This window comes from Pseudomonas sp. NPDC086581 (assembly GCF_044746165.1).
GTDB lineage: Bacteria > Pseudomonadota > Gammaproteobacteria > Pseudomonadales > Pseudomonadaceae > Pseudomonas.
In genome coordinates, this window is sequence record NZ_JBIVBR010000003.1 from 20,052 (window position 1) to 34,478 (window position 14,427).

Below are 14,427 nucleotides of genomic sequence, written 5' to 3' on the forward strand. Positions count from 1 at the left end.
TCGTTAACAACTGATAACCATCAGGCCTGCCAGTGCCCGGGAGGTTATTTACGCTTCTTGGGAGCGATGACCATCATCAGCTGGCGTCCTTCCAGCTTAGGATGCTGTTCCACGGTGCCGATTTCAGCGAGATCGGTTTCGACCCGCTTCAACAGCTCCATGCCCAGCTCCTGGTGGGCCATCTCACGACCACGGAATCGAAGCGATACCTTGGCCTTGTCCCCTTCATTAAGGAAACGTACCAGGTTGCGTAGTTTTACCTGGTAATCCCCTTCTTCCGTCCCTGGACGAAACTTGATTTCTTTAATCTGTTGCTGGTGCTGGTTTTTCTTCGCAGCAGCGGCTTGCTTCTTCTTCTCGAAGAGGTGCTTGCCGTAGTCCATGATGCGGCAGACAGGGGGCACCGCATCAGCAGAAATTTCCACCAGGTCCAGCTTGGCCTCGTCAGCTAGACGGAGAGCCTCATCGAGGGAGACCACGCCGATCTGTTGACCGTCAGCACCAATCAGACGAACCTCACGGGCAGTGATGTTCTCGTTGATCGGCGGTTTCGGGAGAGCCCGCTTATCCTGTCTCATTTCACGCTTAATAATGATTACTCCGAGTCTTGGCGACCACGCCGGGAAACCGCCTGAGCGAGCAGCTCAGCGAACTGGGCGACCGGCATCGAGCCGAGGTCTGCCCCTTCGCGCGTACGTACGGCGACGGCCTGCGATTCAACTTCCCTATCGCCGATGACCAGCAGATAGGGAACCTTGAGCAAAGTATGCTCGCGGATTTTAAAGCCAATTTTCTCGTTTCTCAAGTCAGACTTGGCACGGAATCCGCTTTGCTCGAGCTGACGCACCACTTCTTCAGCCCATTCGCCCTGCTTATCAGTGATATTCATCACCACGGCCTGTGTCGGTGCGAGCCAGGCCGGGAACAGACCGGCGTAGTGCTCGATCAGCATGCCAATGAAGCGTTCGAAGGAGCCGAGGATCGCGCGGTGCAACATGACCGGGCGGGTACGGCTGTTATCTTCGGCGATATAGCTGGCATCCAGACGCTCCGGTAGGTTCGGGTCGTACTGCAGGGTGCCGCACTGCCAGTTACGGCCGAGGCAGTCCTTCAGGGTGAACTCGATCTTCGGACCGTAGAAGGCGCCCTCGCCCGGCTGGTATTCCCACTCCAGGCCGGATTCGTTCAGGGCGTCGGCCAGCGCGCTTTCAGCGCGGTCCCACAGCTCCTCGGAACCAACGCGCTTGACTGGACGAGTGGAGAGCTTCATGGAGACATCACTGAAACCGAAGTCCGAATAGACCTGCAGGGTCAGCTTGATGAAGTCAGCCGCTTCCTTCTTCACCTGCTCTTCGGTGCAGAAGATATGGGCGTCATCCTGGGTGAAGCCACGCACACGCATGATGCCATGCAGCGCGCCGGACGGCTCGTTGCGGTGGCAAGCGCCGAATTCGGCGAGGCGCAGCGGCAGGTCACGGTAGGACTTCAGACCCTGATTGAAGATCTGCACGTGGCACGGGCAGTTCATCGGTTTGACCGCGAAGTCGCGACTTTCCGACGAAGTGGTAAACATGTTCTCGGCGTAGTTGGTCCAGTGGCCGGAGCGCTCCCAAAGGATGCGGTCGACAACCTGCGGGGTGCGGACCTCCACATAGCCGTGGTCGCGCTGCACCTTACGCATGTACTGCTCGAGCACCTGGTAAACGGTCCAGCCATTGGGGTGCCAGAAGACCATGCCAGGAGCTTCTTCCTGGAGGTGGAAGAGGTCGAGCTGCTTGCCGATGCGGCGGTGATCGCGCTTCTCGGCTTCCTCGATGCGCTGGATGTAGGCAGCCAGTTGTTTTTTGTCAGCCCAAGCGGTGCCGTAGACGCGCTGCAGCTGCTCGTTCTTCGAGTCGCCGCGCCAGTAGGCGCCGGAAATCTTTGTCAGCTTGAAGGCTTTCAGGAAACGAGTGTTCGGCACATGCGGGCCGCGGCACATGTCCACGTACTCCTCGTGGAAGTACAGACCCATGGCCTTCTCGTCCGGCATGTCGTCGATGAGGCGCAGCTTGTACTCCTCGCCACGAGCCTTGAAGGTCTCGATGACTTCGGCACGCGGGGTCATCTTCTTGATGACGTCGTAGTCCTTCTCGATCAGCTCGGCCATGCGTTTTTCAATCGCGGCCATGTCGTCCGGAGTGAAGGGACGCTCGAAGGCGATGTCGTAATAGAAGCCTTCGTCGATCACCGGGCCGATAACCATTTTTGCGGTCGGATACAGCTGCTTGACCGCATGGCCCACCAAGTGAGCGCAGGAGTGGCGGATAATTTCCAGCCCATCCTCGTCCTTCGGGGTAATGATCTGCAGGGTCGCGTCGCTGTCGATGATGTCGCAGGCATCGACCAGACGGCCGTTGACCTTGCCGGCCAGGGTGGCTTTCGCCAGGCCCGCGCCAATGGATTGCGCCACCTCGGTCACGCTGACCGGATGATCGAAGGAACGCTGACTACCGTCGGGAAGAGTAATGATGGGCATGGCGCCTCCTCTCCTAGTGGTGACCCCTACGAAAGGCCACATGGGTTGGGATGTGCCAGTAAGCGTCGCCCGCCGGGAAGGCCTGCCTCACAGTGGCAGGCGCCTTGTCGGCACCCTGCGCATTCGCGCGCGGACGTAGATCACTGGAAGAATTCGAAAACCTGTTCGCAAACGATGGCGGACAGGACGACGGATGTTACTGCAACTCAGAGAGACTGACGAGCGGCAAGCCTGACTTCGCTCAGTATTGCTCGACAAATTCCAGCACGGTGCGATTGAAGGACGCCGGACGGATCACATTCATGCCGTGGGACGCGCCGGGAATCTTCACCGAACGCACATCCCCAAGCGTCGACTGCAACGCCTGAATGATTCGCGGAAATGGCTCAGGACTCTTGGCTCCGCCGATCAGCAATACTGGCAACTGCAATTGCGAAATCTGTTCATGGGTTATAGGCGCAGGATGATCCGCAACCTGCCCAACCAATGTCATGGCATTAGCTGTGGCCATTTCGCGGAACTGTCGCGAAGAGCGCGACCATACTCCCGACCCACTGACAGTATCGACAAAAAGTTGCAACCCATGTTCCACCTCCCCCGCACCAATCATTTCCAGCGCCTGCTGGCGAAACTGATTGCGCTCGCCGGGAGATGCTGGGGCTTCGATATTTACCTCGCCGAAAACATCATCGGCGAAATCCCCACCGGGATCGGCAAGCGTCAACGAAAGCAGTTTCTGCGGAGCGGCCAAGGCTACTCGCAGACAGATATTGCCTCCCCGTGAATGCCCCAGCAGGTGAGCCGGACCAGGCAACTGATCGAGCAATGCCGCTAGATCGTCGACATGCTGACCAGTCGTGAAATCCGCCCCTTCACCATCCCATTGTTCGGGGAAATAATGACGCAGACTGGGCACTATCACGCGATACCGGGCAGACAAGGCCTCGACTTGCCCGCGCCAGTAACGGTAATCGCAGAGAGAACCATGAACCAGCAGCAACGGCGCGCCCTGCCCGGCAACCTGGCACGTCAGTTCATAATCATTGACCCGATATTGCACTATCTCGTTATTCATCCAGCACTCGTACGCAGCGCACCACAATAAAGCACACAGCTTTCGCGGGGCTATTGATCTACAGAAATCCCGCCGCACCCTTTAGCGCGCGCATTATCGCTCATCGATCAATTATTCGACCAACCCCTCATGCGCTCTTAACATTTAAAGTGTGTTTTTCAAACCGCAACAATTCATATATTCAGTTGACGGGCGCAATCATAAGAACACAGAATCGCGCCGTACTAGCCACCTACGACACGGGAGCACCCAGATGTCCAAACTTGCGGAATTCCGCGAAGCCGAGCGCAAACTCCAGGAACAACTCGCCCTCCTAGAGAAACTCAAGAGCGATGGCGGCCTGAAAAAGGAGCTGGAGTTCAAGGATCAACTACAAGCCTTGATGGACCAGTACGGCATGAACCTGCGCAACGTCATCAACATTCTCGACCCGCAGAACTCCACCGAGCCGGCTGCCGCACAACAGCCGCGCCGCACCCGCCAACTGAAGGTCTACAAGAACCCGCACAACGGCGAGACCATCGAGACCAAGGGCGGCAACCACAAGACCCTGAAAGCCTGGAAACAACAATACGGTGGCGACACCGTGGAATCCTGGCTGCAGTAATGCTGATCTTCCGCGGAGCGCTCCCGCTCCGCGGAATCTCTCCCTCGCTCGGCGATTTCTGACAGACGGCTGTATAAAAACTAGCCATCGTTAGAAGAAATCCTTATACTGGCCGACAGCGAGCACCAAACCCAAGGTCGCCCCTCCCAGCACTCCCTACCTGATCCAGGGCAGAAGCTGGGCTCTACAGGGCCACGGCCAGCGCATCCTCCGCATCGATTCCAGAGCACGCCAACCGCGCCAGGAACATTTGCCCGAGCGATCAGCGCCCCACGTCAGATCCTCTGCTTTCACCCAACATCGCAGCCTGACGCGAACAGACCCTCAAGTTTCCAATCGCTGCCATATTCCGGTCATACGTTTTCTGCATTCTCAGATCGCACCCGGAGCTTTTGACGATTTCGACGGTCATAGGACCGTTACCTATTTGGAAAGACAAGACAATGAAAACCTCCCTGCAAATCCAGGAGGCGATTCGCACCCTCTCGGCGGCTTTCGCCCCTCTGAACTGCGTTATCCAGGCCAAGCGCAAGCATGGCTTCAGCTTCACCCTGGTGAACGAGCATGGCATCGCCAAGCACACCGAACGCCTCTACCCTCAGCAATATCAGGGCGAGGTACCGCTGAGCGCGGTGATTCAGCGAGTGCAAGCCACCATCGCTGCCTGAGCCTGAAAACGAAAAAAGCCCCGCATGAGCGGGGCTTTTGCTGTTCGGCCACCTATAAAAGCGGCGCCTCAATTCAGACTGATGCCCGCCTTCACCGCTTCGATCTCCGCCATCAGCGCCGCATAGCGCCCCGATGGTGCCGCATAGGTCAGCGAGTAAGCCGCCCCATCACCCAACGCGACCTGCACGGTCTGCTTGAGCACCTCGGCGCCGTTCTGACTGATGCCGCAATGCACCTCCAGCCCGGCCAACCCACCCAGCTTTGCATCCATTGGCTTACTGCACGCTGCCTGGAACCCCTGGCGCATGAAGTCCTTCTGCAACGCCTTGCGCATCTCGACGATGACATTCTCGACACTGACCTTGGCGGCAGAGCCGAGCCGACTGCGTGTGACCTCCATGACCAGATCCTGGGATCCATCCTCCGCCAAGCGCACGCCACGCTGACGAACCACCGGCGCATCAGCAGTCGCTTCCGCTGGCGAGCGCGAAACCTCCCAACCCTGCGGCCAGATCACCTGCATTTCCGCTAAGGCCGGCAGCGGAACCAGCAACGCACCGGTGAGTAAGCAAGATCGCAGAGCCCTCATCATCACCTCCAAGCACAGACAACGACCAACATAGCAGGCGCGCTTAGATCGCCCCACGGAATCGACAAGCCGGAATGCATCACGGCCGACACACTCTTTACCGAGTCGGCACGCTATTACTCGCGACGCCAGCGTCGACGCAGGTTTAGTGTTGCCGGTCTTTCACGCCACACGGTGCTTCGATGCTATCTACGCTGTCCAAAGTCACTCTACCGGCCACTCTTCGGTGGGCACGACGGTGGTCATAGTGGCGGCCCTCGTTTTGATAACCACCGACAAGACAACGTCCGACGCACTGCATCGTGCTTTTTACTTACAACCACCTCAAGCTCTTCGAGAAGCCCGGAGCCAGAGAGAAAGCCTCGCAGCGCACGCCAGACGTGCAGGCAGAAGACCAGAGCAAGCGCCATACTGATCAGGACGGAGAACCAGATCGCAGGCTCAGTGAGGTCACATGAAGAAGCTCACAGCGTTGCTCCTGCTAATGACGCTTGCCAGCGGCGCCCAGGCCTCTGACTTCTGCACCGGCATCGGCCTGTTCGCGCGCGCGGGCGCGCTGTATAGAAACGAGGGAAAAACCGAACAGCAGGCGATTGCGGCAGTCCACGAAGGGGGCGCTAAGCTCGATGCGGACACCCAGGTCGTCGTCAGGTACTTCGTGCGCTTCGGCTACCACGGCGACCAGACGCCCGATCAGGCGTTTGCCAATGCCGAACAGAAGTGCCGACAGTACGAAGCCTACAGCGAACGCAGAAACGCGATGAATTAGCGCCCATCTGGCCCACTTCCACTCCACCCAGCAACACTCGACCCCGCCATCCACGAAAGCCTGCGCAAGCAATGCAGAGACTGAACCACCACCGGAACGGGCAATCACCAGGAACAAAGGAAGCGGAGACGAAAGCGGCGCGATGCGTGAACCGCCGAGGCCGCCCGCTTGGAATACCCCAAAACAAAAAGGGCGATCCTTTCGGATCGCCCTCTAAGTACCGCCAGAAGCGGGTTTGTTTGGTAGGCACAATTGGACTCGAACCAACGACCCCCACCATGTCAAGGTGGTGCTCTAACCAACTGAGCTATGTGCCTGTCGTGTGGGGCGCATTCTACGCGCTCGTTTTAGAGCGTCAAGCACTTTTTCAGCTAACCCACTGAAAAAGTGAATTTTTTTATGTTCGACCGTCCGTAAATTATTTTGCACGGGCACTAGCCGGTCTGATTCGACTCAGGTAGCATCCGCACATCTCGTAAAAAATAACAAACACAGGTGCATTATGCCGCACACCTCCTACCCCTCTTCCTATTACGCAGCTTCGGCCAATCCGGTCCCGGCCCGTCCTGAACTGCAGGGCGAGGTGGAAACCGATGTCTGCGTGATCGGCGCAGGCTATACCGGCCTGTCGACCGCCCTGTTCCTGCTGGAAAACGGTTTCAAGGTCACCGTGCTGGAAGCCGCCAAGGTTGGCTTCGGTGCGTCGGGCCGTAACGGCGGTCAGATCGTCAACAGCTATAGCCGCGACATCGACGTCATCGAGCGCAGCGTTGGCGCCAAGCAGGCAAAACTGCTGGGCGACATGGCCTTCGAAGGCGGCCGCATCATTCGCGAGCGCATCGCCAAGTACAACATCCAGTGCGACCTGAAGGACGGTGGCGTGTTCGCTGCCCTCAGCGCCAAGCAGATGGGCCACCTGGAGTCGCAGAAGAAGCTGTGGGAGCGCTTCGGCCATACCCAGCTGGAACTGATGGACGCCAAGCGCATCCGTGAAGTCGTCGGCACCGACAGCTATGTCGGCGGGATGCTCGACATGAGCGGCGGCCACATCCACCCGCTGAACCTCGCCCTGGGCGAAGCCGCCGCCGTCGAGTCGCTCGGCGGCGTGATCCACGAGCAGTCCCCTGCCGTGAAGATTGACCGCGGCGCCAACCCGGTAGTGCACACCCCGAAGGGCCGCGTGAAGGCCAAGTTCATCGTGGTGGCCGGTAACGCCTACCTCGGCGGCCTGGTGCCGGAACTGGCTTCCAAGTCCATGCCGTGCGGTACCCAGGTGATCACCACCGAGCCGCTGAGCGCCGACCTGGCCAAGTCCCTGCTGCCGACCGACTACTGCGTCGAGGACTGCAACTACCTGCTCGACTACTACCGCCTGACCGGCGACAACCGCCTGATCTTCGGCGGTGGCGTGGTCTACGGTGCACGCGACCCGTCGAACATCGAAGCGATCATTCGTCCGAAGATGCTCAAGGTGTTCCCGCAGCTGAAGGACGTGAAGATCGATTTCGCCTGGACCGGCAACTTCCTGCTGACCCTCTCGCGCCTGCCGCAGGTTGGTCGCATCGGCGACAATATCTACTACTCCCAGGGCTGCTCGGGCCACGGTGTGACCTACACCCACCTCGCGGGCAAGCTGCTGGCCGAAGTGCTGCGCGGCCAGGCCGAGCGTTTCGACGCCTTCGCCACCCTGCCGCACTACCCCTTCCCGGGCGGCCGCATGTTCCAGGTTCCGTTCTCCGCGATCGGCGCCTGGTACTACACCATGCGCGACAAGCTGGGCATCTGACGCCTCGCTTCTCACCGCACGAAAAAACGGCGCCTCAGGGCGCCGTTTTTCTTTTCGGGGACTTCTCCGGTGGCGACGTATCGCTGCGCACCTGGGCATGGCTCATCAAAGCGAAGATCAGGCTGCCACCGACGATATTGCCCACCAGCGTCGGCAAGGCGAAATCGACGACGAACGCCGCCAGCCCCACTTCGCCGGCAAACATCAGGTAACCCACCTCGCAGGTGCCGACCACGATGTGGCTGAAGCTGCCCAACGCCATCAGGTAGGTAACCAGGAAGATGATCCACACCTTGGCGTTTTCCGCCGCCGGCACCAGCCAGACCATGGTGGCGATCATCCAGCCGGAAACGATACCCTTGGAGAACATCTGCCAGTGGTCGTTCTCCATCACCTCGCGGCCTATGTCGAGGAAGGCCTGGTCGGCCTTCGTGTCGAAGATCGGCAGATGCAGCATGCCGTAGGCGAACAGCAGCGCGCCGACGACATTGCCCGCCAAGACCACCGACCACAGCCGCAGCAACTGGCCGAACTTTTCCAGCGTTGGTTCGCTCATCACCGGCAGCACTGCCGTCAGGGTGTTCTCGGTGAACAGCTGCTGGCGCGCGAGAATGATCGCCAGGAAGCCCACCGGATAACCCAGGCTGGTGGTGATCACCGCCATGTCGTGATCCGGCAGCCGAGCACGGAACAACCCCATGGCCATCAGCGACAGGCCGATGGTCAGCCCGGCCGCCAGCGCCGACCACCAGAGCGCCGCAAGGGTGCGGTCCAGTTCATGATTGCCCTGCAGGCGGATGACTTCATGCAGCACCAGCGCGCGGGGCGGCTGGCTTTTCTCGACCTTGCGGCGCTCCTCGGCGGAGAGATCGTCGGCCGTGTCACTTCCGGCTTTCGAGCTGCGGGAAGGATTGCGAGGCGCCGCCTTCTTGGCAGTCGACGCGCTCTCCTTGGCACGCGCGCCGCCGCGTGCCGGTGGTTTTTCCGTGGCCATGCCAAGCACCTCGCTGGGACATTGCAGGTTTAGTCTGTGCCCTTCCCGCTTCGGTTCAGGAAACCTGCGCGCCTCAGTTCGCCGGGCAGGCTGGCACCGCCTGGCAACTGTCGCCTACTGTGGCCGAACTGCCGATCGTCTGCGAAAAACGCGCATCGTCTGGCGCCAGGTGCCGCGCACAACTCGCCGCAGCGCCTGCTTGTTGCGGACAGCCACGCTCACCCAATACATTGGCCAGGTTGAACCAGCCCGCCGCAAAAGCCGGCTTCGCGCCGACACTGCGGCGCAAGGCATCCTCGGCATCGTCGAGATTTCCGTCGGTGTAGCGCGCATTGGCCAGGGCGAACCAGCCGAGCGACTCCTGCGGCCAAGCCTTGGTCGCGGTGCGATAGGCCTGCTCCGCCAATGCCGGCTGGCCGGTTTCCTCCAGGTCATGGGCCGCCCTCAACCAGGCCGTCGGCTCCGCCGTCTCCGGCAGGCGATCAGCAGGAACGGTCAGTACCGCCCAGCGTTTGCTGCGCTTCCAGGTCACATCGAAGGCGGTGAAGTCGATCACCAGACGCTCGGTGATTCCCGAGCGGAGGATCAATTCGTGGCGATTACGATCGAAACCGACCACCACCGCAAAGTGCCAGACCGGCAACCAGTCCAGTCCTTGGTTCTGCAGGATCAGCACTGGATTACCCGCCGCCACTTCGCTGAGGATATTTTCCAGACGCGGCTTGAGCGGATAGACCAGCATGCCCTTCTCCCGCGCCGCCGCCACCAACTCCACCTGCAGGCTGCCCTCACGTCCGGGGATAAACACTCGATCTTTCAGTTCCCGAGGCGTCACCCGCACACCGCGCTGGTTGAGCATGGTCGCCAGGGCGGCGGGGCCGCACTGGAATTCCTGCTGGGGGAAGAATTGCACATCACTCAGCTCCACCCGCTCCGGCAAAGTATCGACGCTGGCTGGCAACGTCGGCGACTGCGCGCAGCCGCCGAGTGCCACGGCCGCCGCGAACGCGACGGCCATGGCCCAGCGTCTCAACGCTGGCACCTGACGAAGGTGAAGATGTGGGTGATACAGAGCACGTCGGTGATCACAAAGATCAACAAGAACAGCAGGATGATGCCGATGATGCCACCGGCGGGCGCCTCGTCCAGCTGCTGGTTGAACTGCGCCAGCTCTTCGTTGGACAGGCTCTTGATGCGCTGCTCGACCTTGCTGCGCTCAACGCCCATGGACTGCAGCTTTTTCTGCACGCCCTGGTCATCGAGCATCTTCAACAGCTGCTCGCGGTCGACCTGTTGCTGCTGTGCCTGCAGCACTTCGCCCGTACCCACCATGGCGGCCTGAGCCAACGGGACTTCCGCAACGACACCCAACTGCGCAAACACCAAGACAGCTGCAAGGCTTTTTACCCGTTTTGTTAGGGTCATTCTGGGTTACCTCATCATGGACTGCATGCACTAAGCAGGAGGTGCAGGCCGCTCGCACGCGAGGCAACCAACCGCCACGCTCCCGCCACGTTGGCGGCAACCGCAGGGGCCGCTCTCTAGTGAGATTGCAGTTCAGGAAAAGAGTTCGAAGCGCAATCGACGCCAGTCGGCGTCCAGGTGCCCCAGATAAAGGCAGGTGTAACCATGGGGAAACAGGATGTGCTCCGGACTGATCCCCGCCCCCTCCAGGCGCAGCAGACGCCCCCAGGGGTGGTGACTGATTCGCCCGCGTACGTCCTCGACCGCGCCGCCGCGCCACCAGTGGATGGCGGCCTCTGCATCCTCGACGCCCTCGGGCTGCTCGATGCGTACCGGGTCGTCGCGCCAGCCGATCACCCGATTCGGGTCGAAACCGGTCTGCTGCGCCAGCGGCAACGGCTTGATCCACCGTGCGCCGTCCCGTTCCTCGAGCGACACGGCCAACGGACACCATTGCGGCTGCTCCAGCGCCCAGAGCAGGTCGCCGTCGATAGCCAGCGACGGCTCGGGCTGGGCCTGGATGCGGAAACCCGGGCAAACCAGCATGCCTTCGCGCAGGGGAATACGGAGTTCGCTCATGCACTCTCCTGCCGCAGGAGAGGCCCGACCTTGCGCTCCAGCAGGAACACCAGCTCGGGCTGCAGATAGACGTAATCGTCCGGGATATCCAGGCATACCAGACGCTTGCCCCGCATCGCCACGGGGAAGCGGCGCAGCAGTGCCTGCCGATGGCGGCGCTCCATGACGAACACCAGGTCGGCCCACTCCAGTTGCTCGGCGCTCAGCGGGACTTCCGCGTCCGGCGCCAGCCCGGCGGAGTCGGTCTCGACCTCCGGCCAGTTGGCGAAGACGGCTTCGGCGGTGGGGCTGCGCAGGCGGTTCCGGCTGCAGATGAACAAAGCGCGGCGCACTTCATCCTCCCTACGGCTGGCGCGCAAACGGCAGCCGCGATTTTAGGGAAGAAGGCGGTTCACGGCGACTTCTGTTTCGCTTTCTGGCGCTCGAGGAAATCCACTTTCCACTGCTCGACGCCCAGGTGCTCGGAATCGAGGCTCGCCTCGACGCCGTACTTGGCCTTGATCGCGACCAACTCCCTGGCGTGGTCGACGAGGAAGCGGTCGAAGCGCTCGATCAGCTCGGCGTGCTTGAGCGTGGACAGGTGAAAGGCGCTGCGCGTGTGCGGTAGCGAAGGATCGAATACCAGCGCCCCCGGCTTCGCTCGGATGTTGTCCAGATAGAAGGTGGCAACTACGACGTTGAAGTAGACGCCGTCGGCCTGCTTCTTCAGCGCGGTATGGATCATCTGCTTGAGGTCGGCGCTGGGCGCGAGGGCGATCCGCCCGGCCTGCACCAGCCGCTCGTAACCACGCGGCGTCCAGCCATCCACCAGCGCCAGCCGCTTCAAGGCTCCGACGCCCTGACCCAGCCGCTCCGGCGCCACCAGCACGCCATCGACGTATTCGGTCACCGGCTGGCTGTAGCGCAGGGTTTTCCCGGCCTTCTGCTCGGGCGCCCAGTTGGGGTTGTCCGGGTACTTGAGATCGACCTGGCCGGACAGCAATGCCGGCAGCAGCGCGTCCACCGGCAGCGGACGATACTCCAGGGTGATGCCGCTGGTGCTGGCGAACAGGTCCAGCACCTCGCGGGCGAAGCCCTGGTAATTGCCCTGCGCATCGGTGCTGTAGTGCGGGGCGAACGCGAGGTTCTCAACGCCGACGACGTAGGTCTGCGCCATGGCGACACCTGAAATACCGCTGGAAAGGATGCTGGCGAGCGCGCAGCAGAATGCCTTGAGCTTCAAACGACTCTCCTTGTTGCCTGTTGTTTTTGTTCTGTCCGGCGGGCCGGGTGCCCGCCGTGGCGGACTCAGCCGCCGGTCATGCTCATGAAGCGCAGCACCTGCACCTGCTGGTCGGCCTCGAAATGATGGCGTTCGGGCTTGAGCTGCAGCGCCTGCATCAGTGCTTCGCGCAGGCGCGCGCCGTCACCGGGGTGCTCGCGGAGCAGTTGTCGCAAGTCCAGCGCACCTTCGTGCCCCAGGCAGAGCACCAGCTTGCCTTCGGCGGTGACCCGCACCCGGTTGCAGTCGCCGCAGAAATTGTGGCTGTGCGGGGAGATGAAGCCGATACGACTGGCATAGCCGTCGATGCGGTAGTAGCGCGACGGACCACCACTGCGCTCCGGCGTCGGTAGCAGTTGCCAGCGCTCGGCGAGCTGCGCGCGGACTTCGTCGCTGCTGCACAAGGTCTGCTTGCGCTCGTGGCTGCTGACGCTGCCCAGCGGCATCTCCTCGATGAAGCTGATGTCGATGCCCTTCTCCAGGGCGAAGGTCACCAGGTCGCAGACTTCGTCGTCGTTGCGGCCCTTCTGCACAACGGCATTGAGCTTGATGCGCTCGAAACCGGCCTCACGGGCGGCGTCGATGCCGTCGAGAACCTGCTCCAGCTTGTCGGAACGGGTGAAGGCGGCGAAACGTTCGCGGCGCAGCGAGTCAAGGCTGATATTCAGGCGGCGCACGCCGGCCGCGCGCAGTTCGACAGCACGCTCGCGCAGTTGCGAGCCATTGGTGGTAATGGAAAGATCGTCCAGTTCGGGGCGTGCGCCCAGTCTCGCCAGCAGGCCGGTCAGGCCCTTGCGCACCAGCGGCTCGCCGCCAGTGATGCGGATGCGCTTCACACCCAGTCCGATGAAAGCGTCGGCGACGGCTTCCAGCTCCTCCAGGCTCAATACCTGGTCACGCGGCAGGAACTGCATGTCTTCGCTCATGCAGTAGGTGCAGCGGAAATCGCAACGGTCGGTGACCGACAGGCGCAGGTAGGTGATGCGTCGACCGAAGGGGTCGACCAACTGGGAGTCGGACATGGGCAGTGGGTGGTTCCGGATGGCGGGGGCCGAACGAAAGTCCGCTAGAAATACCTCAGAACGCCTCCGCTGTACACACAAAACCGACTCGCGAGTCAGGAAACTGCATGCAAGTGCCGCGAGAGGGCCGAGTTGAGGGGCTCAAGAGCCCGGTGCTACCATGCCCGGCTCTGTTCTGTGACAACAGCAATAAAAGAAAGAAGACCAGCCAATGACCAGCATTCGCGAGCGTAACCGTCGCCTCATCCTGCGCGCAGCCAGCGAGGAATTCGCCGAGAAGGGTTTCGCGGCGACCAAGACCAGCGACATCGCCGCTCGCGCCGGGCTGCCCAAGCCCAACGTCTACTACTACTTCCAGTCCAAGGAAAACCTCTACCGCTGCGTACTGGAAAGCGTGGTGGAGCCGCTGCTGCAAGCCTCCGCGCCGTTCCGCGAGGATGACGAGCCGAGCGAGGCGTTGCGCGCCTATATCCGTTCCAAGGTGAAGATTTCCCAGGAGCTGCCGCACGCGTCGAAGGTGTTCGCCAGCGAGCTGATGCACGGAGCGCCGCACCTGCCCAAGGAATACCTGGATGAGCTGAACGCCCAGGCACAGCGCAACATCGCCTGCCTGCAAAGCTGGATCGACCGTGGCCTGTTGGCGCCGGTGGATCCGCACCACCTGCTGTTCACCATATGGGCGGCGACCCAGACCTACGCCGATTTCGACTGGCAGATCTCCATGGTCACCGGGAAGACCAGCTTGAGCGATGCGGACTTCGAAGCCGCCACCGAGACCATCACCCGCCTGGTGCTGCGCGGCACCGCGCCGGATGGCGGCACCGAGCCGAAGCCGCAGGGGCGTTTGCGGCCGTTGTCGATCTGAGCTGAAACTCAGCGCCGAGAGCAACTGACTTCTCTGGGAAGTCGATCGCTGGGCCTCCCCTCTCCCAAAGGGAGAGGGAGCTGAACGTACCGGCTGATACGGCAGTTTCTCCCTGCACCGAACGGTCCCCTCTCCCCTTGGGAGAGGGCTAGGGTGAGGGCCGGCCCGAGTGCAAAAATATCGAGCAGGAGCGGGACAGACGCGCGACTGGCGCGCGCCCTCCCCTTCT

16 protein-coding genes and 1 tRNA gene are annotated in these 14,427 nt (G+C 61.4%); 5 read left to right on the plus strand and 12 right to left on the minus strand.

All coding sequences use genetic code 11. The features are described 5' to 3' along the window. Positions 1–44: 44 nt before the first annotated feature. The 3 genes from infC to ACIPK7_RS07570 all read right to left on the minus strand — a co-directional run bounded on the left by infC (position 45) and on the right by ACIPK7_RS07570 (position 3,593). Positions 45–596 carry a translation initiation factor IF-3 gene (gene infC, locus ACIPK7_RS07560; RefSeq protein WP_171039364.1) on the minus strand — a complete coding sequence of 184 codons (552 nt, stop codon included), beginning with the start codon at positions 594–596 and terminating at the stop codon, positions 45–47. Beyond that, positions 596–2,518, minus strand: coding sequence for a threonine--tRNA ligase (thrS, locus tag ACIPK7_RS07565; RefSeq protein ID WP_401086946.1), 1,923 nt, complete (start codon positions 2,516–2,518; stop codon positions 596–598). Before thrS ends, infC begins: the two co-directional genes overlap by 1 nt. Before the next feature lie 241 nt (positions 2,519–2,759). Next, positions 2,760–3,593, minus strand: a complete 834-nt coding sequence (locus ACIPK7_RS07570) for an alpha/beta fold hydrolase (protein ID WP_401086948.1) — start codon at positions 3,591–3,593, stop codon at positions 2,760–2,762. Positions 3,594–3,846: 253 nt separating this feature from the next. On the opposite strand from ACIPK7_RS07570, the gene ACIPK7_RS07575 reads away from it, so the two are divergent. Then, the gene (locus tag ACIPK7_RS07575; protein ID WP_081518110.1) at positions 3,847–4,200 is read left to right on the plus strand and encodes a histone-like nucleoid-structuring protein, MvaT/MvaU family; all 354 of its coding nucleotides are present in this window, start codon (positions 3,847–3,849) and stop codon (positions 4,198–4,200) included. A 443-nt stretch (positions 4,201–4,643) separates the two neighbouring features. Further along, positions 4,644–4,868: a hypothetical protein gene (locus tag ACIPK7_RS07580; protein ID WP_138212887.1), complete on the plus strand. Its 225-nt coding sequence runs from the start codon at positions 4,644–4,646 to the stop codon at positions 4,866–4,868. Positions 4,869–4,936: 68 nt separating this feature from the next. On the opposite strand, the gene ACIPK7_RS07585 is transcribed toward ACIPK7_RS07580, so the two are convergent. Then, positions 4,937–5,392, minus strand: coding sequence for a DUF4946 domain-containing protein (locus tag ACIPK7_RS07585; RefSeq protein ID WP_263866335.1), 456 nt, complete (start codon positions 5,390–5,392; stop codon positions 4,937–4,939). Between the two features lie 520 nt (positions 5,393–5,912). On the opposite strand from ACIPK7_RS07585, the gene ACIPK7_RS07590 reads away from it, so the two are divergent. Next, positions 5,913–6,227, plus strand: a complete 315-nt coding sequence (locus ACIPK7_RS07590; protein WP_192432096.1) for a hypothetical protein — start codon at positions 5,913–5,915, stop codon at positions 6,225–6,227. A gap of 240 nt (positions 6,228–6,467) precedes the next feature. Here the strand turns inward: ACIPK7_RS07590 and ACIPK7_RS07595 are convergent. Next, a tRNA-Val gene (locus tag ACIPK7_RS07595) sits at positions 6,468–6,544 on the minus strand. A 185-nt stretch (positions 6,545–6,729) separates the two neighbouring features. Here ACIPK7_RS07595 and ACIPK7_RS07600 point away from each other — a divergent pair. Further along, on the plus strand, positions 6,730–8,013 hold the full coding sequence (locus ACIPK7_RS07600; RefSeq protein ID WP_054911130.1) for an FAD-binding oxidoreductase: 1,284 nt from the start codon (positions 6,730–6,732) through the stop codon (positions 8,011–8,013). Between the two features lie 34 nt (positions 8,014–8,047). Here the strand turns inward: ACIPK7_RS07600 and ACIPK7_RS07605 are convergent, their stop codons facing one another. The 7 genes from ACIPK7_RS07605 to moaA form a co-directional block, all read right to left on the minus strand. Then, on the minus strand, positions 8,048–9,007 hold the full coding sequence (locus ACIPK7_RS07605; RefSeq protein WP_401086952.1) for a formate/nitrite transporter family protein: 960 nt from the start codon (positions 9,005–9,007) through the stop codon (positions 8,048–8,050). Between the two features lie 73 nt (positions 9,008–9,080). Then, complete coding sequence (locus tag ACIPK7_RS07610; RefSeq protein ID WP_401086954.1) at positions 9,081–10,025, minus strand: PA2778 family cysteine peptidase; 945 nt, start codon at positions 10,023–10,025, stop codon at positions 9,081–9,083. An 11-nt stretch (positions 10,026–10,036) separates the two neighbouring features. Further along, a complete protein-coding gene (locus ACIPK7_RS07615) occupies positions 10,037–10,432 on the minus strand; it encodes a PA2779 family protein (RefSeq protein ID WP_192432090.1) in 396 nt (131 codons plus the stop codon). Positions 10,433–10,564: 132 nt separating this feature from the next. Then, a complete protein-coding gene (locus ACIPK7_RS07620; RefSeq protein WP_192432088.1) occupies positions 10,565–11,050 on the minus strand; it encodes a hypothetical protein in 486 nt (161 codons plus the stop codon). Further along, complete coding sequence (locus ACIPK7_RS07625; RefSeq protein WP_401086956.1) at positions 11,047–11,382, minus strand: low molecular weight protein tyrosine phosphatase family protein; 336 nt, start codon at positions 11,380–11,382, stop codon at positions 11,047–11,049. Before ACIPK7_RS07625 ends, ACIPK7_RS07620 begins: the two co-directional genes overlap by 4 nt. A gap of 59 nt (positions 11,383–11,441) precedes the next feature. After that, complete coding sequence (locus tag ACIPK7_RS07630) at positions 11,442–12,272, minus strand: substrate-binding periplasmic protein (protein WP_401086958.1); 831 nt, start codon at positions 12,270–12,272, stop codon at positions 11,442–11,444. 65 nt (positions 12,273–12,337) lie between these two features. Beyond that, the gene (moaA, locus tag ACIPK7_RS07635; RefSeq protein ID WP_401086960.1) at positions 12,338–13,333 is read right to left on the minus strand and encodes a GTP 3',8-cyclase MoaA; all 996 of its coding nucleotides are present in this window, start codon (positions 13,331–13,333) and stop codon (positions 12,338–12,340) included. Positions 13,334–13,544: 211 nt separating this feature from the next. On the opposite strand from moaA, the gene ACIPK7_RS07640 reads away from it, so the two are divergent. Continuing rightward, positions 13,545–14,198: a TetR/AcrR family transcriptional regulator gene (locus tag ACIPK7_RS07640; RefSeq protein WP_192432081.1), complete on the plus strand. Its 654-nt coding sequence runs from the start codon at positions 13,545–13,547 to the stop codon at positions 14,196–14,198. The last annotated feature ends 229 nt before the right edge of the window (positions 14,199–14,427 follow it).

Coding starts and splice junctions, on each gene's coding strand:
- ACIPK7_RS07640 (WP_192432081.1), top strand. CDS start 13,545: ATGACCAGCATTCGCGAGCGTAACCGTCGCCTCATCCTGCGCGCAGCC.
- moaA (WP_401086960.1), bottom strand. CDS start 13,333: ATGTCCGACTCCCAGTTGGTCGACCCCTTCGGTCGACGCATCACCTAC.
- ACIPK7_RS07590 (WP_192432096.1), top strand. CDS start 5,913: ATGAAGAAGCTCACAGCGTTGCTCCTGCTAATGACGCTTGCCAGCGGC.
- thrS (WP_401086946.1), bottom strand. CDS start 2,518: ATGCCCATCATTACTCTTCCCGACGGTAGTCAGCGTTCCTTCGATCAT.
- ACIPK7_RS07600 (WP_054911130.1), top strand. CDS start 6,730: ATGCCGCACACCTCCTACCCCTCTTCCTATTACGCAGCTTCGGCCAAT.
- ACIPK7_RS07570 (WP_401086948.1), bottom strand. CDS start 3,593: ATGAATAACGAGATAGTGCAATATCGGGTCAATGATTATGAACTGACG.
- ACIPK7_RS07605 (WP_401086952.1), bottom strand. CDS start 9,007: ATGGCCACGGAAAAACCACCGGCACGCGGCGGCGCGCGTGCCAAGGAG.
- ACIPK7_RS07580 (WP_138212887.1), top strand. CDS start 4,644: ATGAAAACCTCCCTGCAAATCCAGGAGGCGATTCGCACCCTCTCGGCG.
- ACIPK7_RS07585 (WP_263866335.1), bottom strand. CDS start 5,392: ATGCAGGTGATCTGGCCGCAGGGTTGGGAGGTTTCGCGCTCGCCAGCG.
- ACIPK7_RS07575 (WP_081518110.1), top strand. CDS start 3,847: ATGTCCAAACTTGCGGAATTCCGCGAAGCCGAGCGCAAACTCCAGGAA.
- ACIPK7_RS07620 (WP_192432088.1), bottom strand. CDS start 11,050: ATGAGCGAACTCCGTATTCCCCTGCGCGAAGGCATGCTGGTTTGCCCG.
- ACIPK7_RS07610 (WP_401086954.1), bottom strand. CDS start 10,025: ATGGCCGTCGCGTTCGCGGCGGCCGTGGCACTCGGCGGCTGCGCGCAG.
- ACIPK7_RS07615 (WP_192432090.1), bottom strand. CDS start 10,432: ATGACCCTAACAAAACGGGTAAAAAGCCTTGCAGCTGTCTTGGTGTTT.